Here is a 23,353-nt window from a genome sequence, read left to right on the forward strand (position 1 = left end):
ACGGGGCTTCCCGGTGCGTGGCATAATCCCCGGCTGCTTTTCATACCCAATGGACAAGTCCATGAATCTGCTTGATTTCTTCGTTGCCCCCGTCCTCGCCCAGGCCGCTCCGGCCCAGCAGGGCATGGGCGGCTTCGGCCTGCTGATGCCGATCGCCCTGATCGCCATCATGTATTTCCTGATGATCCGCCCGCAGATGAAGCGCGCCAAGGAGCACCGCTCCATGCTGGACAAGCTGTCCAAGGGCGACGAAGTCATCACCTCCGGCGGCATCGCCGGCACCGTCACCGACATCGGCGACAACTTCGTCACCCTGGAAGTGGCCGACAACGTGCGCGTGCGCGTGCAGAAGGCCGCCGTCGGCAACGTGCTGCCGAAGGGCACGCTGAAGTCGGCCTGATCCGTTTCCCGCGTCCCGTCGCCCATGCGCCGGGACGCATCCCCGCTGTTTCCGAACCACTGCTGAGCGCATGCCCGGGAAGGGCCTGCGCGGGTCGCCACGATGCTTGAATTTCCCCGCTGGAAATACGTCCTGATCCTGATCGTCGTGTTGGCGAGCGCGCTGTATGCGCTGCCCAACCTGTATCCCCAGGATCCCTCCGTGCAGATCACCGCCAATCGCGGCTTCGCCATCGACACCGCCCTGCGCGGCCGCGTCGATGCTGCGCTGAAGGACGCAGGCGTACAGGCCAAGGAGATCGACACTGAAGCCGCCAGCATGCTGGTGCGCCTGCCCAGCCTGGAGGCGCAGACGACGGCCAACGACGCCCTGCGCAAGGCGCTCGGCGAGGACTACCTGGTCGCGCTGAACCTCGCCTCCACGGTGCCGGACTGGATGGGCAACTTCGGTGCCCGCCCGATGGTGCAGGGCCTGGACCTGCAGGGCGGTGTGCACTTCGTGCTGCAGGTCGATCAGAAGGCCGCGCTGGACAAGCGCGTCGACGGTTACCTGGAAGACACCCGCGTCACCCTGCGCGACAAGCGCATCCGCTACACCTCGGTCGAACGCCGTCCGAACAACAGCATCGTGGTCACGCTGGCCGACGATGAGGATGTGCCGGCGGCGCAGCAGGCACTGGCACAGACCCTCAGCTCGCGCGGCAACAATGCCAGCACGCTGGCGACCGGTTCGGGCCTGAGCTACCAGGCCGCGGGCCAGCAGATCACGATCGGCCTGCCGCAGGCGGAGCTGGAGCAGATCGCCAGCGAGGCGATCGAGCAGAACCTGACCACGCTGCGCAACCGCATCAACGAAATCGGCGTGGCCGAGCCGATCATCCAGCGCCAGGGTAACGACCGCGTGGTCGTGCAACTGCCCGGCGTGCAGGACACCGCCGAGGCCAAGCGCCTGATCGGCGCGACCGCCACGCTCGAGTTCCGCGCCGTGGTCGACGGCAATGCCGCCGACGCCGTGGCCAGTGGCCGCATCCCGCCGGAAGCCAAGGTGTTCCAGCTGCGCGACAATGGTGGCCCGGTGCTGCTCAACAAGCGCGTGCTGGCGTCGGGCGACGAGATGGTGAACGCCCGCGTGGGTCAGGACAACAACGGTCTGCCGGCCGTGGACGTGACCCTCAACAACATCGCCGGGCAGCGCATGTTCGACTACACCAGCGCCAACGTCGGCAAGCTGATGTCGGTGGTCTACATCGAACGCGTCCCGACCGTGACGATGGTCGACGGCAAGGAAGTGCGCAGCGTGCGCGTGCGCGAGGAAGCGCTGTCGCCGACCCGCATCGCCGGCGTGTTCGGCAAGAACTTCCAGACCACCGGTCTGGAGAAGACGGAAGCCGAGAACCTGGCCAAGCTGCTGCGCGCCGGTTCGCTGGCCGCGCCGATGGACTTCATCGAAGAGCGCGTGGTCGGCCCCAGTCTGGGTGCCGAGAACGTCGCCCGAGGCACCAAGGCGGTGGTGTACTCCTTCATCTTCGCGCTGGCGTTCTTCCTGGTGTACTACCGCATGTTCGGTCTGATCACCTGCGTCGCGCTGCTGCTCAACCTGGTGATGGTGGTGGCGGTGATGTCGCTGTTCGGCGCGACCATGACCTTGCCCGGCTTCGCCGGCCTGGCGCTGACCATCGGCATGTCGGTGGACGCCAACGTGCTGATCAACGAGCGCATACGCGAAGAACTGCGGGCGGGGGTACCGCCACAGGCGGCCATCGCGACCGGCTACGACAAGGCGTCGGGCACCATCTTCGACTCCAACATGACCGCGCTGCTCGCCGGCGTGGCGCTGTACGCCTTCGGCACCGGCCCGCTGAAGGGCTTCGCGGTGACGATGGTCATCGGCATCCTGACCTCGGTGTTCACCGCGGTCACCGTTTCGCGCGGCATCGCCACCCTGATCTACGGCGGTCGCCGCAAGATCAAGTCCATCGCCATCTGACGGGAGACAGAAGATGAGCCTTTTCCCGTTGCGGCTGATTCCGCACACCACCAACTTCAACTTCATGCGCGTGCGCTGGGTGTCCATCGGCATCGCGGCGCTGCTGGCCATCGCCGCGATTGGCGCCATCGCGTTCAAGAGTTTCAACTTCGCGCTGGATTTCACCGGCGGCACCGTCGTGGAACTGCGTTTCCAGACGCCGCCGAAGGTCGATGAAGTGCGCGAGCGCCTGGAAGCCGGCGGCTACGGCAGCGCGCAGGTGCAGACCTTCGGCACCGGCAGCGACCTGCTGGTACGCCTGCAGCCGCGCGAGGACGCCGGCACGGCGGAAGGCGCCGAAGCCAGCAACCGGACGGCGGCGGACGTGCTGCGCCTGGCGTCCACCGAGGGCAATACCGCCACGGTGATGCGCAGCGAGTTCGTCGGCCCGCAGGTCGGCAAGGAACTGGCGCTCAACGGCCTGTACACGCTGCTGTTCGTGGTGGTCGGCTTCCTGATCTATATCGCCGTGCGCTTCGAGTGGAAGTTCGCGGTCTCGGCCATCGTCACGACCCTGGCCGACGTGCTGATCGTGGCCGGCTTCTTCGCGGCCAGCGGCATCGAGTTCGACCTGACCATCCTGGCCGGCCTGCTGTCGGTGATGGGCTTCTCGATCAACGACAAGATCGTGGTGTTCGACCGCGTGCGCGAGAACTTCCGCAACCTGCGCGCCGAGCCGATGGAGATCCTGAACCGCTCGATCAACCAGACGCTGTCGCGCACCATCATCACCTCGTTCGTCGCGTTCCTGACCGTGTTCGCGCTGTACCTGTACGGCGGCGGCTCGCTGGAAGGCATGGCGCTGTCGCAGATGATCGGCATCGTGCTGGGCACGGTCTCGTCGATCTTCGTGGCCTGCCCGCTGCTGACCCTGGGCTTCCTGACGGTCACCAAGCAGGACCTGATGCCGAAGGCGAAGGACGAGGCGCTGCTGGCGCGTCGCCCGTAATCGCCGGTAGCCCGGTAACGGAAAAGGCCACGCAATGCGTGGCCTTTTTTATTGCTCATCGTAGAGCGGAGCTTGCTCCGCTGCTCCTGCTTGCGGCATTCCAGGCGTGTGGTGGTCCGCGGAGCCGAGCAAGCTCGGCTCTACGTCGGGCCTTACGGACTCAACCGTTGAACGAGGCTGCGTAGCCCGACGAAACGATGGTCTTCTGCAGCGCCTCGGCGACCTTGAGGTTGCCGGCGACGATCTGGCGGGCCAGGGCGGTGCGGCCGTCGATCTTGCCGAGCGCAGCGCCGCGGAAATCGCAGACCTTGCCACCCGCCTCGCGCACCAGAAGCACGCCTGCCGCGATGTCCCAGTCCTTCACGCCGGCCTCGAAGTAGGCGTCGGCGCGGCCACAGGCCACGTAGGCCAGGTCCAGCGCGGCCGACCCGGTGCGCCGGATGTCCTCGGCGTGCACCAGCAGCTCGCGGACGCACTCCAGCTGCGCGCCGGCGCGGGCGCGCTCACGCGGCGGGAAGCCGGTGGTGATGACGGTGCCGGCCAGTTCCTTGCGGTCGGCCACGCGGATGCGGCGCTCGTTGAGCTGTGCGCCGGCGCCGCGGCTGGCGGTGAACAGGTCGTTGCGCAGCGGGTCGAAGATCACCGCGTCGGTGGGTTCGCCGTTGTCCACCAGCGCGATCGACACGCAGTAGTGGGGGAACCCACGCAGGTAATTGCTGGTGCCGTCCAACGGGTCGATCACGAAGGTATAGCGGCCGTTGATCTGGGCGCCGCTCTCCTCGCCGACGAACCCGTAATCCGGGTAGGCGCGGCGCAGTTCCTTGATGATGACCTTCTCGGCGTCCGCATCGACTTCGCTCGCGTAGTCCATCCGCTCCTTCTGCACCACGTTCAGCGCGTCCAGCTTGTTGATGCTCCGCAACAGGACGTTGCCTGCGAGGCGGGCTGCCTTGGTCATGACGGTGACGACGGGCTTTTGCATGCGAACGGACCTCGGACAGGCGTGGGGCGGGCGAACAAGTGGAAAAGAGCAGCACGGCGCGGAGACCGGCCCGCGCAGTTTACCATTTGCCCCCATGAATACGCCCGTTTCCCCGACCGATTCCCTTTCCCCGGCCGCGGCCGCCCGCCTTCGCGTGGTGCTGGTCGGCACGCAGCACCCCGGCAACATCGGCGCAGCCGCGCGTGCCCTGAAGACAATGGGGCTGGCCCGCCTGGTGCTGGTCGCGCCCGAGGACTATCCCGCCGACGAGGCCTACCGGCGCGCGGCCGGTGCCGACGACCTGCTGGGCGACGCCCCGGTGGTGGCCACGCTGGCCGAGGCCGTGGCGGACTGCCACCTGGTGCTGGGATGCACCGCGCGCAGCCGTCGCGTCCAGTTGGAGGAGCACTCACCCCGGCAGGCGGCTGCGCTGGCAGTGGAGCGGGCTGCGGCCGGTGGCGAGGTGGCGCTGGTGTTCGGTCGCGAGCGTACCGGCCTGAGCAACGAGGAACTGCAGCTCTGCCACGCCGCAGTGCACATTCCCGCCAATCCCGAGTACAGCTCGCTGAACCTGGCGGCCGCCGTGCAGGTGCTGGCCTACGAACTGCGGCTGGCGCTGCTGGAGGGGACATCGGTGGCGATCCCGGAGCCGATCCATCCCGACGAAACCCCGGCCAGCCATGCCCATGTGGAAGGCTTCTTCGCACAGCTCGGCGATACGCTCGATGCGATCGACTTCCACAAGGGGCGCACACCGGATTCGGCGATGCGCAAGTTGAGACGGTTGTTCGCCAAGGCCGACCTGACCGAGCAGGAAGTACGCCTGCTGCGCGGCATCCTGGCCGATGCCCAGCGCATGGCCCGGCTGGCGGGCCAGGGCGGGGCCGGATCACTGTCTTGAATCCACGTTTTCCGATAGGCTGCCGCCATCGTTCTGGCGGGCGCCTATCGTTGCGTACAACCTGGTTCCGCCTAGCGCTGGCCGCCCTCGGCGCAGCCCTGCTTCCCGCCGCCGTGGTCCCGGCCAGCGCCGCCGGCGACGAGCGCGTCCTGGTCCTGGGCCGCATCAGCGACGACCCCAAGGCGCACTACGAACAGCTCAAGCCCCTGCTGGACTACGTGGTCCCGCGCATGCGCGATGTCGGCATCACCGAGGGCCGCATCCTGATGGCGCGCGATGCGCAGCAGATGACCAGCTACCTGCGGCGCGGCCGGGTGGATTGGGTTACCGAGACCGCCGGTACCGGCATGCGGCTGCAGGAGCGCGCCGGCGCGCACGCGCTGCTGCTGACCGAGCGCGGTGGCGTGAGCCGCTACCACGGCGTGTTCTTCGTCCGCCGCGACAGTGGGCTGGAGCGACTGGCGGACCTGAAGGGGCGCACCGTGGCCTTCCAGAACACCGCGTCGACCAGCGCGTACTTCGCGCCGTCGGTGGCCCTGCTGGACGCCGGCCAGCGGATGGAGATCCTGCTGTCGCCGATGGACCGGCCGTCCGCCGACTCGGTCGGCTACGTGTTCGCGCGTTCCGAACTCAACATCGCCGCCTGGGTGCACAAGCGGCTGGTCGATGGCGGCGTGGTGAGCAACCTTGACTGGGAGGACGTGCGCCGCATGCCGCCGTCGTTCCGGCGCGATTTCCGCGTGATCCACGAGACGCAGGACTTCCCGCGCGCGCTGGAAATGGTGCGCGGCGACCTCGACCCCAGGATCGAGGCGCGCCTGCGCGAGGTACTGCTGGAGGCCGCCAACGATCCGGCCGCCCGCGACGCGCTGAATGTCTTCTTCCGTACGACCCGCTTCCTGCCGGTCGACCCGGCGTCGCAGCAGGCGCTGGACGATCTGCGCCGCGGCGTGACCCGCGTCCGGGAGCAGGTCGAATGAAGTCCATGAAGTTCGGCCTGCAGGCGCGCTTCCTGGCGGCGATGGCGATCATGCTGGTGGTGGTGATCGCGCTGCTCGGCACGCTGCTGCACCGGCAGAAGGTGATGCAGCAGGATGTCGCGGACCTCGGTCGCGAAGCGATGCACGGCATGGTCGAGGACAGTCTGCGCCGCCATGGCGAAGCCACCGTCGACCAGCTGGGCGACGCCCTGGCGAACCCGCTGTACTACTTCGACCTGGACACGATCGGCAGCATCGTGCGCTCGGCGCAGAAGGAACCCGACGTCAGCTACGTGCTCGTCTACGACAACCAGGGCCGGATCATCCACGACGGCACCGCCGACATCGCGGTGTACGGCCAGACCATGACCGATCCGCTGGCGTACGAAGCGGTGAACGCGCGCAGCATGCATACGCAATGGTCGGCGCAGATCGTGGACGTGTCCGAGCCGATCATGATCGGCAGCGAGCGCATCGGCGGCGTGCGTGTCGGTTACTCGGTGGCGTCGGTGCGCGCCTACGAGGAGAAGGCCATCACCGAGGCGCGGGCACGGCTGAATGAGCTCGGCGCGCGCCACCTGGGCTGGATCGCATTGCTGCTGGCCGCGCTGGTGGCCGCATGCGTGGCGATCATGGTGTATGCCCAGCGCACGCTGGTCAGGCCGATCCGGCAGTTGGCGCGTGCGGCGCACGACATCGAGGTCGGCAACTACAACGGCGAGCGCATGTCCAGCGAACGCCAGGATGAAGTCGGCGAGCTGGTGCGTGCGTTCGGCACGATGAGCGACAGCATCGCGCGGCACGACCGCGACGTGCGACGCATGGCCTACACCGATTCGCTGACCGGCCTGACCAACCGTCTGGCGTTCCGCGAGAGCCTGGACCATCGCCTGATGATGCTGCGCGGCGCGGGCCGGCAGCTCGCACTGCTGTTCGCCGACATCGACGATTTCAAGCGCGTCAACGACACCCTCGGCCACGAGGCCGGCGACGAGGTGCTGCAACAGTTCGCCCACCGCATCCGTGACGCGGTGGAAACGATGGGAGGCGACGACGCGCTGCTGGCGCGCTTCGGCGGCGACGAGTTCGTCATCCTGATCCAGGATGGCGATGTGCGCGGTGGTGCCACGCGGCTGGCCGAGAAGCTGGTGGCCGAACTAGGGCGCCCGATCGTGGTGCAGGAACGCCAGGTGTTCCTGGGGACGTCCATCGGCATCACCCTGTTCCCGGAGGATGCTTCAGGCGCGACCGCGCTGATGAAGAACGGCGACATCGCGATGTACCAGGCGAAGGTCGCCGGCAAGAACTGCTACCGTTTCTACAGCCGTGCGATGGACCAGGCCGTCGAGCGGCGCGTGCGCATGGAGCAGGAGCTGCGCGGCGCGTGGGAGCGCGGCGAGCTGAGCCTGATGTACCAGCCGGTGTTCCGCATGGCCGACAGCCGCATCGTGGGCGCCGAAGCGCTGCTGCGCTGGCAGCATCCGGAACTGGGCATGGTGGCGCCGTCGGTGTTCATCGACGTGGCCGAGCAGAGCGGGCTGATCGAGAGCATCGGTCCCCGCGTGCTGCGCGCCGCGTGCGCCGCCGCTGCGCGTTGGGGCAGCGAACGCGACGCGATGGAGCCGTTGTTCGTCTCGGTCAACGTATCACCCCGCCAGCTGCGCAACGGCGATTTGCCGGACGTGGTCGCCGACTGTCTTCGCGATACGGGGCTGGCGGCGTCGCGCCTGCACCTGGAGCTGACCGAGACGGCCGTCATCAGCGACGAGGCGCATGCCAGCGCGCTGCTGGCCACGCTGCACCGCACCGGCGTGAAGGTGTGGCTGGACGATTTCGGCACCGGCTTCTCGGGCCTGAGCCACCTGCGCCGCGTGCCGGTCGATGGCGTGAAGATCGACCGCAGCTTCATCGCCGACATGCTGCGCGATCCTGACGACCTGGCGCTGACCACCGCGATCATCGCGATGGCGCACTCGCTGGGCATCACGGTCGTGGCCGAGGGCGTGGAGAAGGAAGGCCAGTTCAACCTGCTGCGTGAGCGCGGCTGCGACCTGGCACAGGGCTATTGGCTGGGATATCCGGTGACGGCCGCGGAGTTCGCACAGCTCGTGGCCTGAAGCGCCTGTGGTGCCGCCTGTGGGAGCGACGTAAGTCGCCATGAGGCTTTACCGGCGGGCCATCGCGACTTACGTCGCTCCCACACAAAGATTCCTGTCGAGGTCCGGTGCGAGGGCTCAGAACCACTTCGCGATCAGCGCACTCAGCGATTCGACCAGGTTGCCGGACAGGAAGCCGAACACCACCACGGCGATGCCGCCGGCGATCCACGCCACCAGCAGCAACGCGCCATCGCGTTCCAGCAGCGCCAATGCGAACAGCAGCAGCAGGAAGCCGAACACGTAGTTGGTGAACGGGATGGGCAACGCCAGCAGGATGCCCAGCAGGATCAGCAGCAGGCCGGTGAAGCTGAGTGCGATGCGGTTGTCGAGGAAGCCTGCCATGCGGGGGCGCACCAGCTTCTCCAGGCGACGCAACCACGGCGCCATGCGCTGGCGGAAGCGCATCATCGCGCTGCGGTGCGGGCCGCGGCGGGCCAGGAAGGCAGGCAGCCAGACCTTGCGCATACCCAGCAGCAGCTGCACGCCGACCAGGATCACCATCGGGCCGCCGATCGCGCCGCCGACGCCGGGCACCGGGATGAAGGCCGGCAGCACGCCGATGAAGAGCAGCATGCCGAACGCCGCCGGGCCGAAATCCTTCAGCAGATCGCCCAGGCGCAGGACTTCGTCGGGATCGCCGGCGGCGAAGCCGTCGATCAGCGTGGCGGTGCTGGTGTGTCGCGGCGCGTCGTCGGCGGACATGTCAGACCGCCAGGTCTTCGCCGTCGGTCTCGGGCAGTTTCTGCAGCAGCAGCTTGTCGATGCGCGCGCCGTCCAGGTCGACCACTTCGAAGCGCCATCCGGCCCAGTCCAGGCGTTCGCCGACATGCGGGATGCGACCGAAGCGCTCGATCATCATGCCGGCGACGGTGTTGTACTCGTCGTCGTCCGGCAGCGCCACGCCGCCCAGCAGTTCGCGCAGGTCGTCGTTGGGCAGCGAGCCGTCCACCAGCAGCGAGCCGTCGTCTCTCACCACTACCAGCGGTGCGTCCTCGGTGTTTTCCGCCGCCTGGAGGCGGCCGACCACGGCGCCCATCAGGTCGCTCTGGGTGACCAGGCCTTGGATCTCACCATACTCGTCGACGACCAGTGCCAGCGACTGCTGTTCCTCGCGGAAGATCTCCAGCAGCTTCATCGCATGGGTGGATTCGGAGACGAACAGCGGCTCGCGCAGTTTGATGAAGAGGTCGGGCTGGGCGACGCCGAAACGGTCCAGCAGGGACTTCACTTCCAGCACGCCCACCACGTCCTGGTCGTTGCCGCGATACACCGGGAAGCGCGAGAACGCGGACTCGTGCATCGTCTGCAGGTTGTCCTCGTACGGGGCGGCGGCGTCCAGCCAGGTGATCTTCTTGCGAGGCGTCATCAGGCTGTCGGCGGTGCGGTCGCCGAGGCGCAGCACGCGGTTCATCATGTTGCGTTCGTCGGCGTCGATCACGCCGGCTTCGTGTCCTTCGGACACCAGCATGCGGATTTCTTCCTCCGTGACCGCTTCCTTGTTGTCATCAGCCAGTCCGAAGATGCGCAGGACCAAGCGCGTGCTGAAAGCCAGCAGGGCGACGGCGGGGGCGGTGATCTTGGCCAGCCACCCCATGGGCACGGCGACGAAGCCGGCGATGGTTTCCGGACGGGTGATGGCGAGGCGCTTGGGTACCAGCTCGCCGAAGATCAGCGTCAGATAGGTGATCAATGCCACCGCGACGCCTATTCCGATCTTGGGTGCGTAGGGCGCGGAGGCAGGGATGGTGGAGGCGAGCCAGCCGCCGATGGCGCTGCCGATAGCATCACCGCCGAACGTACCGGTCAGCACGCCGATCAGCGTGATGCCGATCTGGACGGTGGACAGGAAGTTCTCGGGCTTCTCGGACAGATCCAGCGCACGCTGGGCGCGATGGCTGGTCTGGGCCATCTGCTTCAGACGGCTCTTGCGCGAGGTCATGACCGACATCTCGGACATGGCGAAGAAGCCGTTCAACAGCACGAGGGCAAACACGATGATCAGCTCAAGCACGGGAGCCTCCGTTCAATGCAGGGAGGGCCGGCGAGGCGGGCGGGGTCTGTCGCGGGGGACAGTGGGGGGAAGTAGGGTCGTCGTCCATAGGGTGCACCCGGAGGCGCGGCGCGAGTTTAGCAAACGGCCGGCGCGAGGACGCGTGAAGCTGAACAAGACATTCGTCCAATGCCGGCCCTCCGGAGGGCCGCAAACCAAGGGAGGCTGTCCGGGAGAGTCATGAAACGGTCATAATTCCGCCCCTGAAGCCGTCCATCCCGTGACGGTGGGACCGCCCGATGTTCTCCCTCCAGACGATCTTCGGCTCCGGCCAGCAGTTCTACACGCTGTTGGACGAGGCCGCCCAAGCTGCCCACGACAGCACCAAGGCCCTGCACACCATGATGAAGGCCACCGACCGCCAGCCGGCGCTCGATGCCTTCAAGCTGGCCCGCCTGCGCGAGCGCGCGGCCTCGGACAAGATCGGCAAGGCGCTGGTGGACAGCTTCATCACCCCGATCGAGCGCGAGGACATCGAAGCCCTGGGCTCGGCGCTGTACAAGATCCCCAAGCAGGTCGAGAAGTTCGCCGACCGCTATTCGCTGGCCATCCAGCACCTGGAAGGCATCGACTTCGCGCCGCGCGCGGCGATGCTGGAACAGGCGGCGGCCGTGGTCGTGGACATGGTCCACGAGATCAAGAAGATGAACATCGACCGCATGACTTCGCTCAACGAGAAGCTGCGCGCGATCGAGAACGAAGCCGACCGACTGATGCTGGAGCTGTACCGCGACATCTATTCCGGTCGCCTGGACCACCTGCAGATGTTCCTGCTGAAGGAGTTCTTCGAGATCCTGGAAAAGGCCATCGACCGCTGCCGCGAGGCCGGCGTGGTCGCCTACCAGATCGTCCTCAAGAACAGCTGACGGGTCGCGCCCATGCTTACCCTTGTTCTGGTGGTGATCTTCGCCGCGCTCGTCTTCGAGTTCATCAACGGCTTCCACGACACCGCCAATTCCATCGCCACCGTGGTCGCCACCAAGGTGCTGTCGCCGGGCCAGGCGGTGATGCTGGCGGCGGTGATGAACCTGATCGGCGCGCTGACCGGCACGGCGGTCGCCAAGACGATCGCTTCCGGTCTGGTCGACACCAACGTGGTGCAGGTGACCTCGCAGGTCATCCTGTGCGCGCTGTTGGGCGGCATCATCTGGAACCTGATCACCTGGTGGAAGGGCCTGCCCTCGTCGTCGTCGCACGCGCTGATCGGCGGCCTGTGCGGTGCCGCGCTGGCGGCCGCGCACAACGACTGGGGCGCGCTGATCTGGTCGCAGGCCGCCGGCGACTGGACCCAGAACAAAGGCATCCTGTGGAAGGTCGTGCTGCCGATGGTGACCTCGCCGGTGGCGGGCTTCCTGCTCGGCATCGTGGTAATGGTGCTGCTGTGGGCCCTGATCGTGCTGTTGGGGCGTATCGGAGGCTGGCTGGGCCGGCTGGCGCGTCCGCACTTCGTCAACAAGTTCTTCGGCAAGGCGCAGATCTTGTCGGCCGCCTACATGGGCTACGCGCATGGCCACAACGATGCGCAGAAGACGATGGGCATCATCGCGCTGACGCTGTTCGGCGCCGAGGCCAGTGGTGCGCTCGACAACCTGCCGGGCTGGCTGTCGTTCCTGCATCCCGGTACGGCCGGCGAGCAGGACATCGCCATGTGGATCGTCATCACCTGCGCCATCGTGATGGCCCTCGGTACGGCGTCGGGCGGCTGGAAGATCATCAAGACGCTCGGCCACAAGATGGTGAAGCTGCACCCGATCAATGGCTTCGCGGCGGAAACCAGCTCGGCCACCATCCTGACCGTGGCCGCGCACTTCGGCATGCCGGTGTCGACCACGCACAGCATCTCCACCGCCATCATGGGTGTCGGCTTCGCCAAGAACCCGCGCGCACTGAAGTTCGGCGTGATCGAGCGCATCCTGTGGGCGTGGGTGCTGACGATTCCCGCGGCGGGCGGCATTGCCTACGGACTGCTGCGATTGCTGGAGTCGATCGGCTGGGCGTGATGTCTCCGCTTGCGCAGCAAAAGAAAACGCCGGGGTTCCCCGGCGTTTTTGTTTTCGCGATGGCGGGCTTTAGTTCGCCCTACAGCAGGTCACCCTCCGCCGACAGCGCACGTTCCATGCTGTCGCCCAGGCCGCCGATCTCCAGCACCAGGCGGTCGACTTCGGCCGGGCTGAGGCTTTCATAAGGGCGGTTCTCGCACAGCTGCAGGTAGGGCACGCCGTCCAGTTCGCCGATGGCGAGGTAGCCGACGCTGCTCTGCCAATTGAACGTGAGGGCGCGCCTGGCGTCGATGCCGGTCATCGGCGCGATCACGGTGCTGACGCGCAGATAGCCGCGTTCGTCGTCGTTGCCCAGCTCGGACAGGAAGATCGCCTGGTGCCGCTTGCCGTTGCCGAGCGACAGTTCAACGCAAGCGACATACGGGTCGTGCATGGTCACCTTGTAACCAGAGGAATTGAGGTGGCCGCGGACCTGCTCGAAGTTGTGCATGGGATGCTCCCCCCTGTTGCCGTTGCCGCTATGCTAATCCGGCATGAGCGCCAAGTCTCCCGAAGATCGCATCCTGGCCGCAATCCGTGCGATACCGCACGGTCAGGTGGCCGGCTACGGCGAAGTCGCGCATCGCGCGGGCCTGCCGGGCCGTGCGCGATTGACCGCGCGCATCCTCGGCCAGAACGACGATCCGGCGCTGCCGTGGCACCGCGTGCTCCGCTCCGATGGCCGCATCGCATTTCCGGAAGGCTCGAAGGCTTTCCATGAGCAGAGCCAGCGCTTGCGCGCGGAAGGCGTCAAGGTCGAGAACGGGCGCGTGAAGCGGCCGCGCAAGGCGGACGATCTTGATGCTGCCTTGTGGGGGCCGGGCTCCCGTTAACGCGTGGCACGTATGATGTGACGCGACCGTTCCGAGGCTTGCCATGTTTCCCAGATTGACGCCTGCCGTACAGGCCCTGCTGATCGCCAACGTGGCGGTGTTTCTGCTGCAGTTCTTCCTTGCGGACCAGGCGCTCGAGTACTTCAAGCTCTGGCCGGTGAGTGCGCTCGCATCGTCTGCGGGCTACGGTTTCCAACCCTGGCAGCTGCTGACCGCCGGTTTCATGCATGGCGGCGTCATGCATCTGGCCTTCAACATGCTCGCGATCTGGATGTTCGGATCGGCGTTGGAGGAGCGATGGGGATACCGGCACTTCATGATCTTCTTCCTCATCTGCGTGGTCGGCAGCAATCTGTGCCAGTTGCTGGTGAGCAGTGTGATGGCGGCCTGGGACGGTTCCATCATCCGCACGGTGGGCGCGTCCGGCGGTGTGTATGGTGTGCTGCTGGGGTTCGCGATGGTGTATCCGGACCGCCGCATGGTGATGTTCCCGTTTCCCGTCGAAATCACGGCGCGTACGCTGGTAATGATCTACGGCGCGATCGCGCTGTTCTACGGCATCACCGGCACCGATGCCGGCGTGGCGCACTTCGCGCACCTCGGCGGCATGCTGTTCGGCTGGCTGGTGATCCGCTACTGGCGCGGCCAGCCGCCGTTCCGCAAGGGACCGGGACCACGCAAGCCGAAGCCGCCGCACTTGCGCAGCGTCAAGTAACACGGAACGGCGGGACGAAAAAAAACGGCGCGGAAATCCGCGCCGTTCTTCTTCATGGAACTCGGTTCCGGCTCAGCGCCAGATCCGCACCTGTGCCGCTTCCTGTACCTGCATCGGCTGGCCGGCCTTGCAGGTGAAGGCCTGCGCGAACGACGGCTGCTGGGTCAGCGGGCCGTTGGCGCGCCACTGGCCCGGGGCATGCACGTCGACGGCGGCGCGCTGCGCGGCTTCGATCTCCGACAGGTTCTGCGCCCACAGCGTGGCCCAGGCCTTGTAGAACGACTGCTTCGCCGCGGCGTTCGCCTGCGGTTCGGCGGTGGCGAAGGCATCCCACGCCAGTTCTACGCCGGCGAGGTCGGCCAGGTTCTCGTCGCGCGTCAGCGCACCGTTGACCTTGACGTTCTTCAAGTCGGGGAAGGCGTACGCGTTGTACTGCGCGACCACCTTGTCGCCCAGTGCGTTCCATGCGGCCACGTCGGCCGGCGTCCACCAGTCGCGCAGCTGGCCCTTGGCGTCGACCATGCGGCCCTTCACGTCGAAGCCGCGGCTCAGCTCGTGGCCGACCAGCGCGCCGAACGCGCCGTACTGCACGGCCGCCGGCTGTTTGGCGTCGAAGATCTCTTCCTGCAGCACGGCGGCGGTGACGATCAGGCGGTTCTGCGCCAGGTCGTAAGCCAGCGCCGGCTGCTGCGGCAGCACGTCCCAGCGGCGGTCGGCATTGCCCTTGCCGATGCGCTTCATCTCTTCGCGATGGCGCCAGGTGGAGGCGATCAGCAGGTTGCCGCCGAAGCTGCCGCGGCCCATCGGCTGCACGCTGTAGTCCAGGTCGCGCTTGGGCGTGCTGACTTCGATCTTCAGCTTGTCGAGCTTGGCCTTGGCTTCGGCCTTGGCGGCCTCGCTCAGCCAGGTGTTGCGTTCGATGCCGCGGCCCAGCGCATCGCGCACCTGGCCGGCGATCTGCTCGGCGCGACGCTTGTGGTCGGCCGGCACGTAGCGCTCGGCGTACTCCTTGCCCAGCATCGGGCCGGCGGCGAGGTTGATTGCATCCAGTACCTGCTGCCAGCGCGGTGCCGGTGCGGTCTGACCGCGCAGCACACGGCCACGGAAATCGAATTCGGCATCGCGGAACGGCTTGGCCAGGTACGGTGCCATGGCATCGCCCACGCGCCAGCGCAGGTAGGCCTTCCACTGGTCAGGCTTGAGGCTGCCGACCAGGCCGTCGAGGCGCTTGAACAGCGCCGGATCGGCCATCGACACGGTGTCGTCGCTGACGCCCTGCGCCTTCAGGAAAGCATCCAGCTGCAGGTTGCGGTACTGCTTGCCCAGGTCCTTGGTCGGCACGGGCGCGTAATTGGCGAACGGGCTGCGCAGGTCGACGATGGGCTTGGACACCTGCGCCAGCTTCGTCTCCACGTCGATGACCAGCGCGGATTCGGCGTCCAGCTTGGCCGCCGGCGTGCCGGTCAGCGCCAGCACCTGCTTCACGTAGGTGCGGTAGCGGCCGAGCAGCTCGCGCGTGTCGGCGTCGGTGCGGGTGTAGTAGGCCGGATCGGGCAGGCCCAGGCCGCCCTGCATGAAGTAGCCGATGTGGCGGTCAAGCGCCTGCAGGTCCACGTCGGGGCTGAAATTGAAGGCCACCGGGATGCCGACCTGGTGCAGCGCGGCGATGGCCGGCGCGACGTCCTTCGGCTTCTTGATGGCGTTGATGCGGTCCAGCAGCGGCGCGATGGGCTTGGAGCCGTCGGCTTCCACGGCGGCTTCGTCCAGGCCGCTGGCCCAGAAGTCGCCCAGCAGCTTCTGCACGTTGCCCTGCGGGGCCCTCATCGCGCCGTCGAGCAGGGCGCGCTGCTGTTCCTGCGTGCGCTCGCGGAAGGCGCCCAGGAGGCTGACCACGCCGTTGTCGGCGCTGGCGGGGTTCTTCTTCAGCCAGTCCGCGTTGGTGGCAGTGTAGAAGTCCGTGCATTGCGCGCTGACCGCGGGGGCGGCGGGGGCACGCTTTTTGCGCTGCGCTTCGGCATCCGGGGCGCCCAGGGCGATGACGAGGGCGAAGGCGATCAGGGTGGGGCGGCCGAGAGCGTGGCGCGGGCTGGGCATCAGGAACATCCGGGAGTTCAGGGGTCGGGCGATTCTAGCAAGGGAGCTGTCGCCGGCCCGAAGCCCCGTGAGCGGAACCCGGCGCCGCGTGGCGGCTTTTGCGGGCCTGCGTCACAGCTCGGCCACCGGTCCCTGGAAAAGGAAAGGCCCGGACATGCCGGGCCTTTCCAGTCACGACGGGAAGCGGGTGCTTACCAGATCACCACCTGCTGATCGCCGGTGCGCACCATCGGCGTGCCGGCCTTGCACGAGAACGCGGCGGCGAACGCGGGCAGGTTGGACGGCGCACCGATCGCGCGGAACTGCGCCGGGGCATGCTCGTCCGTGGCGATGCGGTTCTTCAGCTCTTCCGGGGTGAAGTTGCGGCGCCACACCGTAGCCCAGTTGAGGAAGAAGCGCTGGTCGCGGGTCAGGCCATCGGTCTTGGGGTCCGGCGTGTCGCCTGTCGCCGTCTTCATGGCGTCGTAGGCGGTGGCCAGGCCGCCGAGATCGGCGATGTTCTCGCCCAGCGTGTGGTTGCCGTTGATCGCCTGGCCCGCGTCGGTGCGGTAGCCGTTGAACTGCGCCACCAGCTTGCCGGTCAGCGCCTTGAAGCCCTTGGCGTCGGCATCGCTCCACCAGTTTTCGAACTTGCCGGTGGCACCGAAGCGGCTGCCCTGGTCGTCGTAGCCGTGGGTCATCTCGTGGCCGATCACCGCGCCGATGCCGCCGTAGTTCATTTCATCCGAGGCATTCGGATCGAAGAACGGCGGCTGCAGGATGGCGGCCGGGAACACGATTTCGTTCTGCAGCGGGTTGTAGTAGGCGTTGACCATCTGCGGCGGCATGCCCCACTCGGTGCGATCGACCGGCTTGCCGATCTTGCCCAGGTTCCACTTGTAGTTGAACTCGGCGGCCGCCTGCACGTTGCCGTAGTAGCTGTCGCGGCCGGTCGCCAGGCCGGACCAGTCGCGCCACTTGTCGGGATAGCCGATCTTGGTGGTGAACGCGGCCTGCTTCTCCATCGCCTTGGCCTTGGTCTCGTCGCTCATCCACGCCAGGTTCTGGATGCGCGCCTTCAGCGCGGTGCCCAGGTTGGCGACCAGCGTTTCCATCTTCGCCTTGGACTCAGGCGTGAAGGCGACCTTGACGTACATCTGGCCGAGCGCTTCGCCACTCTGTTCCTCGATGGTGCCCAGCACGCGCTTCCAGCGCGGCTGGATCTCCTTCTGGCCGCGCAGCGTCTTGTTGTAGAAGTTGAAGCTTTCGTTGGCGAACGCGTCGCTCAGGTAGGGCGCGGCACCATCGATGGTGTGGAAGCGCAGGTAAGCGCGCCATGCAGCCACGTCGGTATCGCCCAGCATCTTGCTGACTTCCTGGTGGAAGGCGGGCACGGCCAGCGAGAATTTCTCCTGCGGTGCGACGCCCTGCGATTCGAAGAACTTCGTCCACGAGAAGTTCGGCGTCAGCTTGTCGGCGTCGGCCAGCGTCACCGGGTTGTAGTAGATGGATACGTCACGCGACATTTCCTCGCGCGACTTGGATGCCTTCGCCAGACGGGTCTCGAACGCCATGATGTCGCTGGCCTGTTTCTGTGCATCGGCCGTGGCCACGCCCGACAGTTCCAGCACCTTGGCGATGTGCTTCACGTACTCATCGCGGATGCTCTTCTTGTCGGCGTCGAAATAGAAGTTCTTGTCCGGCAGGCCCAGGCCGCCCTGGAAGGCGTAGGCCATGTTCGTGTCCGGCTTCTGGAAGTCCGCCTCGGCACCGAAGCCGAACAGGAAAGCCTGGCCCTTCGCGGCGCTTTCGTTGAGGTACGCCACGATGGCGTCCTTGTCCTGCAGGCCGTCGATGGTCTTCAGCACGGGGGCGATCGGTTCGATGCCCTGCGCGTTCGCCTTCGCTTCGTCCATACCGGTCGCCCACAGGTCACCGACGATCTTCTCGACGCCGGTCGCGCTGGCGTGCGCGGCCGCCTGTTCGGCCAGCTGCTTCTGGATGGCGGTGGAACGCTCGGCGAGCATCTCGAAGGCACCCCAGCTGGTGCGGTCGCTGGGGATGGCGTTGGCGGCCAACCACTTGCCGTTGGCGTACCCGGCGAAGTCGGTACAGGCGTCCTTGGTGGTGTCCAGGTCGCCGATCTGGAAGCGGTTCACGCCCGGGAGGCTGCTCTCGTCCAGCTTCAGCTCCAGCGCGGCGGGCGCCGGGGCGGTGGCGGCGTCGGCCGGTGCGGCCTCTTCCTTCTTGGCGCAGGCGGCCAGCACGGCGGCCACGGCGACGGACAGCATCAGGATCTGGGGTTTGCGGGCAATCACGATCAACTCCGGCCCTGGGCAGGGCATTGAAATAAGGAACCCCCGGGAGGGGGCGTGGCGGCGACTCTACGCCTGTCACTGTGAGGGCAGGTGTGTCGAAGGTCATGCCCGCAGGGAGCGTCAGCGGCCATACTGGCCACCCGGAAAAGGGGGGGAGGTCTCATGCAGGTCCATTTCCATGGCGCGGCGGGCGAGGTCACCGGTTCGATGCACCTTGTCGAGGCCGCCGGCAAGCGCATCCTGCTGGATTGCGGGCTGATCCAGGGCAGCCGGGAGGCCGAGGCACGCAACGCCGAGCCGTTCCCGTTCGATCCCGCCACCCTCGATGCCGTGGTGCTGAGCCATGCCCACATCGACCACATCGGCCGCCTGCCGCTGCTGGTCAAGCGCGGGTTCCGCGGTCCCATCCATACCCAGGCCGCCAGCGCGGAACTGCTGCCGATCATGCTGTTCGATGCGGCTTCGCTGTCCGGATCCGAGGCCGAACGCGCCAACCGCCATCGCCGTCGTGGCGAGCCCGAAGCGCAGCCGCTGTTCTCCGACGAGGACGTGCATGCCACGATCAAGCAAGTGCGTCCGCTGCCCTACGACGAACGCACGACGATCCTGTCCGGCGTGGACATCGCGTTGCGCGATGCCGGCCATATCCTCGGCTCGGCCATCGTCGAACTGTGGGCCGATGGCCGGAAACTGGTGTTCTCCGGCGACCTGGGACCGAAGGGCACGCCGATCCTGCGCGATCCGGCGATGGTGAAACAGGCCGACCTGCTGCTGATGGAATCGACCTACGGCGACCGCAACCACCGCGACCGTCCGGAGACGATCCGCGAACTCGGCGCGATCTTCGAGCATGCCTGGCGCGACCGCGGCAACGTGCTGATCCCGGCATTCGCGGTCGGCCGCACCCAGGAGCTGCTGTACTGGTTCGCGCGCCACTGGGACGCCTGGAAGCTGGCGCGCTGGCGGATCTTCCTGGACAGCCCGATGGCGGCGAAGGTCATCAACGTGTATGCGCGCCATCATGGCCTGTTCGACGAGGACGCGCGCCGCGTATGGGCGCAGTCGCCGAATCCGTTCCGGTTGCCCAACCTGCACATCGCGGAAACCATCCAGCAGTCGACCGCGATCAACCAGGTCGAGGGCGGGGCCATCATCATCGCGGGCTCGGGCATGGCCAACGGCGGACGCATCCAGCACCACCTGCGCTACAACCTGGGGCGGCGCAACGCGCATGTCGTGTTCGTCGGCTACCAGGCCGAAGGCACGCTGGGGCGGCGACTGGTGGATGGCGCGCAATGGGTGCGCATCCATGGCCGCGACTACCGCGTCAACGCGCAGCGGCACACGGTCGGCGGCCTATCCGCGCATACCGATCAACAAGGCCTGCTGGCGTGGTACGGCAACTTCCAGCCCGCACCGCGGCTGGTGCTGGTGCACGGCGAAGACCGCGCGCGCGAAGCGCTGGCGGGCGAAATCGGTGAGCGTCACGGCGTGCCGGTGGATCTCGCGCGGCCGGGGATGGTCATCGATGTCTGAGGGGACCCGCGCGGGTCAGATGCGCTGGACGGGCGTGCCGACCGGTTCGTGTTCGCCGGTGTGGCTGAAGCTGCGGTTGCGGCCGGCCTGCTTGGCACGGTAGAGCGCGGCGTCGGCGCGGTCGAAGACGTCTTCCGGCCCTGCGTCATCGCCGCTCACGTAGGTATGGATACCGACGCTGGCCGTGAAGGGCGGTGGTGCGCTGGCGTTCGCGCCGTGCGGCTTGCGCCCGTGGTTGGCGAGGTCCACGTGGATGGTGGTCGCGATGGTCGCCGCCGCCTGCGCCGACGTCTCCGGGAGGAGGACGGCGAACTCATCGCCGCCCAGCCGGGCGACCAGATCGCGCGGGCGCCGCGCGCGACTGCGCAGGATGCGGCCAAGCGCCTTCAGCGCAGCGTCGCCAGCGGCATGGCCCTGAGTGTCGTTGAGCTGCTTGAAGTGGTCGATATCCATCACCAGCAGCGACAGCGGCTGGCCACTGCGGCGTGCGATACGCAGTTCGTGGTCCAGTGCGTGGTCGAAGCGGTTGCGGTTGGCCAGTCCGGTGAGCGCGTCCGACTGTGCCTGGTGGTGGGTGCGACGCAGCAGCCGGTACACCCACAGCGATGCACCCAGGGCGAGCACCAGCAGGGCCGGCACCGGCGAGAACCAGGCATGCCCGTAGCGCAGCAACAGCACCGAGAGCACCAGCGTGCCCACCATCGTCAGTACCGTCGGGCGCCAGATGCGCCGCAGCCCGGGCAGCAGCGACAGCAACAGGGGCAATGCGGAGAGCAGCGCGGCGAGCACGGCCTGCCAACCTTCGGACATCGGCGTGATGGCGGCGCGCTTCAGCAGCATGTTGAGCAGGTTGGCCTGGTAGTCGGTGCCGCTCATGCTGGTGGTGGGGGATTGCCCCGGAGCGCGCGCCAACGGTCCCATGCCGGTGGCGCTGACACCTACGATGATCCAGTTGCCGCGCAGCAGCGATGCCGGAATCCGCTGGTTGAGGACGTCGGTGTACGAGACGTGCCGGAAGGCGTTGGGCGGCGAGGTGAACGGGACCAACACCTCATAGTCGCGCACCCATTCGAAGGGCGACACCGGATCCAGGCCGGTGGCCGCCAGGCGGCGGCCCGGCAGGTGCGCGCCGACGCCTGAGGGTTGGTCAAGCTGCAACAGCGCCAGCGCCAACGCCGGCCAGTGCGGCGAGCCGAGGCCGGCACGCAGGTAGGCGCTACGCGCCACGCCATCGTCGTCCAGCGCCATTTCGGCATGGCCCAGCGAGGCCGCGGACGCGGCGAACTCGGGGATCGGCATAAGTTCCACGGTGGAGCTGTTGAGCTGGACGGGTTCCGCCAGCACCGGCAACACGACCCGGCCGCTGCGGCTGATCGCGCGCGCCAGCAACGCATCCCCTTCCGGATCGAACAGTGCGGGCTCCGACAGCAGGACGTTGAACGCGATGCCCTTCACCTCGGTCAGGCGAAGGCGGTCCACCAGCTGCGCATGCGTACGGCGCGACCACGGCCAGCGGCCGAGCTCGGCCAGGCTCTTCTGATCGACGTCCACCACCACAATGCGGGGATCGGCGTCGGCTGCCGCGCCCAGCACGAGCCGGTCGTAAATCCATGCGTCGAGCGGGGCCGTCAGGCCCGACAGCGCCACCAGGATCGCAAGGGCAGCCGCACCCACCGCCGTCAGCAGGCGGGGCTTCCACTTCGGCGTTGGCGCAGGGGTGCTCACAGGGCCAGCAGTATGAGCAATGCGCCGGCTCCGGCGCCAATCCGACACCAGCGACATGGGACCTCGATCACCTGCGGGGCAGGGAAAGGCCCTTCGAACCCATCCAGGTCGATGGTCTGGGCGCGCAGATACCACGTGCCGGAGCGTAGGCGGGGCAGGGTGATCTGGGCGACACCGACCACCTGGTCGACCTGCGGTGCGCTGAAGTCCGGCGTGCGCGACATCTGGAAGCGGTAGCGCTGGCCGGGCTGGCCTGTCGGCCAGCGGAACGTCACCTCGCGAGTATTGCCCGAGGTGGCGGCCGAACCGTCGATTTCGGTGACTTCGGCCAGGGGGCGCACGGTGAACGCCACGCGGTCGCCGAAGGGTCCGGCCTTGCCGGCGCCGTCCACACTGCGGATGCGCCAGTGGTAGTCGCCCGGAGGCAGCGGCTCGCGCAGGCGTGCGTTGGTTGCGCCGTCGACGCGCGCTTCGGCGACCGTCCCTGCGGCGTCCGCCGCGACTTCGTACTCGTAGGCCGTCGCGCCGGGCGCCTGCGTCCAGCTCAGTGCGACCTCGGGCGTGCGCACGACGCTGGCGGCCGCGGGCGCGATCGAATACGGCGGCGCGGGCTGGTCGTCGATACGGAGCTCGATGACGGCGTCGCGTCCCTCGAGTCCGCTGGCGGCGATCGCGCGCACGCGCACGAAGTAGTGGCCTGCTTCCAGCGCGGGCAGGGCATAGCGGGGCGCATCGCTCTCGGCATCCACCCGCAGGCTGTCGAAGGCGCGTCGTGCGCTCACCTGGATGCGGTACTGGTGTGCGCCCTCCACCGCCGGCCAGGCCAGTTCGGGGTTGGCCGTCTGCGACAGCGCGGCGATGCGCGACAGGTCGGGCGCGAGAAGCAGCCGGACGGGCGAGACGGTCGACTGTCCCGCTGCCACCACGGCGCCGAACCCCGGACGCAGCACCGCGCCGCGTTGGCGCGGGGCGTTCACCGCCACGCGGCCCTCCAGGACTTCCGTCTGCGAACGGGCATCGCCCGCTTCGACGCGGAACTTGGTTCCGCGTACCGCGGACGATGCGGTCGGCGTGTCGACGATGAAGTTGGCGGCCGGGCCATTCAGACGGCGCACGTCATTTCCTATCCTGCCGCGCTGCAGGCGCAGGCGGGTATCAGCCATGCCGGAGCGGCCGAAACGGGTAAGGCGGTCGAGCAGCAACTCGCTGTCGCCGAGCAGCAGCAGGCGTGAACCGTCGGCGAACTGCAGGCTCAGCGAGGCTTCCGGCGAGGTCTTCAGTCGCGCGCCGCTGGCCAGCGACATCCCCGGCGTCACGGGTGCATCGCGACCGCTGGCCATGCGCGCGGTGGCGTCGCCCTGCAGCGCGACGACCTTCGCGTTCGCTGGCTGGCGGTCCAGCCACTGCAACGGGATCCGCAGGGTGCTGCCGGGAGGGAGCTGGTAGGGATTGGCGATGCCGTTGTGTTCCTGCAGCCGCTGCCACGGGATCGACGGCTTGAGGTAGGCGCCGGTCACGTCCCACAGCGTGTCGCCGGGACGCACCCGATAGACCCATTCCTGCGCCTGGGCCGACCACGACGCCAGCAACAGCAGCACGAGCCCCCATCCCAGCCATCCTTTGCCCCGGATTGCCCGCCTCTGCATTGCCTGCTCCCGCGCCTGACCG

19 protein-coding genes are annotated in these 23,353 nt (G+C 67.6%); 11 read left to right on the top strand and 8 right to left on the bottom strand.

Annotated elements, in window-relative coordinates; genetic code table 11:
- Window positions 1-61 precede the first annotated feature (61 nt).
- From yajC to secF, 3 genes are all read left to right on the top strand, one after another.
- Window positions 62-400: a preprotein translocase subunit YajC gene (yajC, locus tag ACSQ1W_RS03250; protein WP_192269820.1), complete on the top strand. Its 339-nt coding sequence runs from the start codon at window positions 62-64 to the stop codon at window positions 398-400.
- A gap of 102 nt (window positions 401-502) precedes the next feature.
- Window positions 503-2,386 carry a protein translocase subunit SecD gene (secD, locus tag ACSQ1W_RS03255; RefSeq protein WP_436041636.1) on the top strand — a complete coding sequence of 628 codons (1,884 nt, stop codon included), beginning with the start codon at window positions 503-505 and terminating at the stop codon, window positions 2,384-2,386.
- A 13-nt stretch (window positions 2,387-2,399) separates the two neighbouring features.
- Complete coding sequence (gene secF / locus ACSQ1W_RS03260; protein ID WP_436041637.1) at window positions 2,400-3,374, top strand: protein translocase subunit SecF; 975 nt, start codon at window positions 2,400-2,402, stop codon at window positions 3,372-3,374.
- 160 nt (window positions 3,375-3,534) lie between these two features.
- Here secF and ACSQ1W_RS03265 read toward each other — a convergent pair whose 3' ends face one another.
- Window positions 3,535-4,356: an inositol monophosphatase family protein gene (locus ACSQ1W_RS03265; RefSeq protein ID WP_436041638.1), complete on the bottom strand. Its 822-nt coding sequence runs from the start codon at window positions 4,354-4,356 to the stop codon at window positions 3,535-3,537.
- Between the two features lie 94 nt (window positions 4,357-4,450).
- Between ACSQ1W_RS03265 and ACSQ1W_RS03270 the strand changes: the two genes are divergently transcribed.
- Genes ACSQ1W_RS03270 through ACSQ1W_RS03280 form a run of 3 tightly spaced genes read left to right on the top strand, consistent with a single transcriptional unit; the run spans window position 4,451 to window position 8,354 of the window.
- Window positions 4,451-5,257: an RNA methyltransferase gene (locus ACSQ1W_RS03270; RefSeq protein ID WP_436041639.1), complete on the top strand. Its 807-nt coding sequence runs from the start codon at window positions 4,451-4,453 to the stop codon at window positions 5,255-5,257.
- A 50-nt stretch (window positions 5,258-5,307) separates the two neighbouring features.
- A complete protein-coding gene (locus tag ACSQ1W_RS03275; RefSeq protein ID WP_436041640.1) occupies window positions 5,308-6,237 on the top strand; it encodes a phosphate/phosphite/phosphonate ABC transporter substrate-binding protein in 930 nt (309 codons plus the stop codon).
- Entirely contained in the window at window positions 6,234-8,354 is a 2,121-nt protein-coding gene (locus ACSQ1W_RS03280) for a putative bifunctional diguanylate cyclase/phosphodiesterase (protein ID WP_192269809.1), read from the top strand. Before ACSQ1W_RS03275 ends, ACSQ1W_RS03280 begins: the two co-directional genes overlap by 4 nt.
- 117 nt (window positions 8,355-8,471) lie before the next feature.
- Here the strand turns inward: ACSQ1W_RS03280 and ACSQ1W_RS03285 are convergent, their stop codons facing one another.
- On the bottom strand, window positions 8,472-9,098 hold the full coding sequence (locus ACSQ1W_RS03285; protein WP_436041641.1) for an exopolysaccharide biosynthesis protein: 627 nt from the start codon (window positions 9,096-9,098) through the stop codon (window positions 8,472-8,474).
- A gap of 1 nt (window position 9,099) precedes the next feature.
- Window positions 9,100-10,407: a CNNM domain-containing protein gene (locus ACSQ1W_RS03290; RefSeq protein ID WP_192269805.1), complete on the bottom strand. Its 1,308-nt coding sequence runs from the start codon at window positions 10,405-10,407 to the stop codon at window positions 9,100-9,102.
- Between the two features lie 278 nt (window positions 10,408-10,685).
- On the opposite strand from ACSQ1W_RS03290, the gene ACSQ1W_RS03295 reads away from it, so the two are divergent.
- Window positions 10,686-11,312 (top strand): DUF47 domain-containing protein, encoded by a 627-nt coding sequence (locus tag ACSQ1W_RS03295; protein WP_093490403.1) that lies wholly within the window; start codon window positions 10,686-10,688, stop codon window positions 11,310-11,312.
- Window positions 11,313-11,324: 12 nt separating this feature from the next.
- A complete protein-coding gene (locus ACSQ1W_RS03300; protein ID WP_192269802.1) occupies window positions 11,325-12,446 on the top strand; it encodes an inorganic phosphate transporter in 1,122 nt (373 codons plus the stop codon).
- 79 nt (window positions 12,447-12,525) lie between these two features.
- Here the strand turns inward: ACSQ1W_RS03300 and ACSQ1W_RS03305 are convergent, their stop codons facing one another.
- Window positions 12,526-12,936: a hypothetical protein gene (locus tag ACSQ1W_RS03305; RefSeq protein WP_192269799.1), complete on the bottom strand. Its 411-nt coding sequence runs from the start codon at window positions 12,934-12,936 to the stop codon at window positions 12,526-12,528.
- A gap of 43 nt (window positions 12,937-12,979) precedes the next feature.
- Between ACSQ1W_RS03305 and ACSQ1W_RS03310 the strand changes: the two genes are divergently transcribed.
- Together ACSQ1W_RS03310 and ACSQ1W_RS03315 are read left to right on the top strand one after the other, a co-directional pair.
- Window positions 12,980-13,318 carry an MGMT family protein gene (locus ACSQ1W_RS03310; protein WP_192269796.1) on the top strand — a complete coding sequence of 113 codons (339 nt, stop codon included), beginning with the start codon at window positions 12,980-12,982 and terminating at the stop codon, window positions 13,316-13,318.
- A 43-nt stretch (window positions 13,319-13,361) separates the two neighbouring features.
- Entirely contained in the window at window positions 13,362-14,033 is a 672-nt protein-coding gene (locus ACSQ1W_RS03315) for a rhomboid family intramembrane serine protease (protein ID WP_436041642.1), read from the top strand.
- 72 nt (window positions 14,034-14,105) lie between these two features.
- Here the strand turns inward: ACSQ1W_RS03315 and ACSQ1W_RS03320 are convergent, their stop codons facing one another.
- Entirely contained in the window at window positions 14,106-16,127 is a 2,022-nt protein-coding gene (locus ACSQ1W_RS03320; protein WP_436041643.1) for a M13 family metallopeptidase, read from the bottom strand.
- 191 nt (window positions 16,128-16,318) lie between these two features.
- Complete coding sequence (locus ACSQ1W_RS03325; RefSeq protein WP_436041644.1) at window positions 16,319-18,451, bottom strand: M13 family metallopeptidase; 2,133 nt, start codon at window positions 18,449-18,451, stop codon at window positions 16,319-16,321.
- A 135-nt stretch (window positions 18,452-18,586) separates the two neighbouring features.
- Between ACSQ1W_RS03325 and ACSQ1W_RS03330 the strand changes: the two genes are divergently transcribed.
- Window positions 18,587-19,960 (top strand): MBL fold metallo-hydrolase RNA specificity domain-containing protein, encoded by a 1,374-nt coding sequence (locus ACSQ1W_RS03330; protein WP_436041645.1) that lies wholly within the window; start codon window positions 18,587-18,589, stop codon window positions 19,958-19,960.
- A 15-nt stretch (window positions 19,961-19,975) separates the two neighbouring features.
- Here ACSQ1W_RS03330 and ACSQ1W_RS03335 read toward each other — a convergent pair whose 3' ends face one another.
- A complete protein-coding gene (locus ACSQ1W_RS03335; RefSeq protein WP_436041646.1) occupies window positions 19,976-21,685 on the bottom strand; it encodes a CHASE2 domain-containing protein in 1,710 nt (569 codons plus the stop codon).
- Window positions 21,682-23,331, bottom strand: a complete 1,650-nt coding sequence (locus ACSQ1W_RS03340) for a FecR domain-containing protein (RefSeq protein WP_436041647.1) — start codon at window positions 23,329-23,331, stop codon at window positions 21,682-21,684. The genes ACSQ1W_RS03335 and ACSQ1W_RS03340 overlap by 4 nt, the downstream gene beginning before the upstream one ends.
- Window positions 23,332-23,353: the final 22 nt, after the last annotated feature.

This window comes from Pseudoxanthomonas sp. LjRoot143 (assembly GCF_964252945.1).
Classification (GTDB): Bacteria; Pseudomonadota; Gammaproteobacteria; order Xanthomonadales; family Xanthomonadaceae; genus Pseudoxanthomonas_A.

What these genes read in the sequence shown, in the direction of transcription:
- ACSQ1W_RS03285 (WP_436041641.1), bottom strand. Translation starts at nt 9,098, where the DNA reads ATGTCCGCCGACGACGCGCCGCGACACACCAGCACCGCCACGCTGATC.
- ACSQ1W_RS03315 (WP_436041642.1), top strand. Translation starts at nt 13,362, where the DNA reads ATGTTTCCCAGATTGACGCCTGCCGTACAGGCCCTGCTGATCGCCAAC.
- ACSQ1W_RS03270 (WP_436041639.1), top strand. Translation starts at nt 4,451, where the DNA reads ATGAATACGCCCGTTTCCCCGACCGATTCCCTTTCCCCGGCCGCGGCC.
- ACSQ1W_RS03280 (WP_192269809.1), top strand. Translation starts at nt 6,234, where the DNA reads ATGAAGTCCATGAAGTTCGGCCTGCAGGCGCGCTTCCTGGCGGCGATG.
- ACSQ1W_RS03340 (WP_436041647.1), bottom strand. Translation starts at nt 23,331, where the DNA reads ATGCAGAGGCGGGCAATCCGGGGCAAAGGATGGCTGGGATGGGGGCTC.
- ACSQ1W_RS03320 (WP_436041643.1), bottom strand. Translation starts at nt 16,127, where the DNA reads ATGCCCAGCCCGCGCCACGCTCTCGGCCGCCCCACCCTGATCGCCTTC.
- ACSQ1W_RS03300 (WP_192269802.1), top strand. Translation starts at nt 11,325, where the DNA reads ATGCTTACCCTTGTTCTGGTGGTGATCTTCGCCGCGCTCGTCTTCGAG.
- secD (WP_436041636.1), top strand. Translation starts at nt 503, where the DNA reads ATGCTTGAATTTCCCCGCTGGAAATACGTCCTGATCCTGATCGTCGTG.
- ACSQ1W_RS03265 (WP_436041638.1), bottom strand. Translation starts at nt 4,356, where the DNA reads ATGCAAAAGCCCGTCGTCACCGTCATGACCAAGGCAGCCCGCCTCGCA.
- ACSQ1W_RS03330 (WP_436041645.1), top strand. Translation starts at nt 18,587, where the DNA reads ATGCAGGTCCATTTCCATGGCGCGGCGGGCGAGGTCACCGGTTCGATG.
- ACSQ1W_RS03325 (WP_436041644.1), bottom strand. Translation starts at nt 18,451, where the DNA reads ATGCCCTGCCCAGGGCCGGAGTTGATCGTGATTGCCCGCAAACCCCAG.
- yajC (WP_192269820.1), top strand. Translation starts at nt 62, where the DNA reads ATGAATCTGCTTGATTTCTTCGTTGCCCCCGTCCTCGCCCAGGCCGCT.
- ACSQ1W_RS03295 (WP_093490403.1), top strand. Translation starts at nt 10,686, where the DNA reads ATGTTCTCCCTCCAGACGATCTTCGGCTCCGGCCAGCAGTTCTACACG.
- secF (WP_436041637.1), top strand. Translation starts at nt 2,400, where the DNA reads ATGAGCCTTTTCCCGTTGCGGCTGATTCCGCACACCACCAACTTCAAC.
- ACSQ1W_RS03310 (WP_192269796.1), top strand. Translation starts at nt 12,980, where the DNA reads ATGAGCGCCAAGTCTCCCGAAGATCGCATCCTGGCCGCAATCCGTGCG.
- ACSQ1W_RS03305 (WP_192269799.1), bottom strand. Translation starts at nt 12,936, where the DNA reads ATGCACAACTTCGAGCAGGTCCGCGGCCACCTCAATTCCTCTGGTTAC.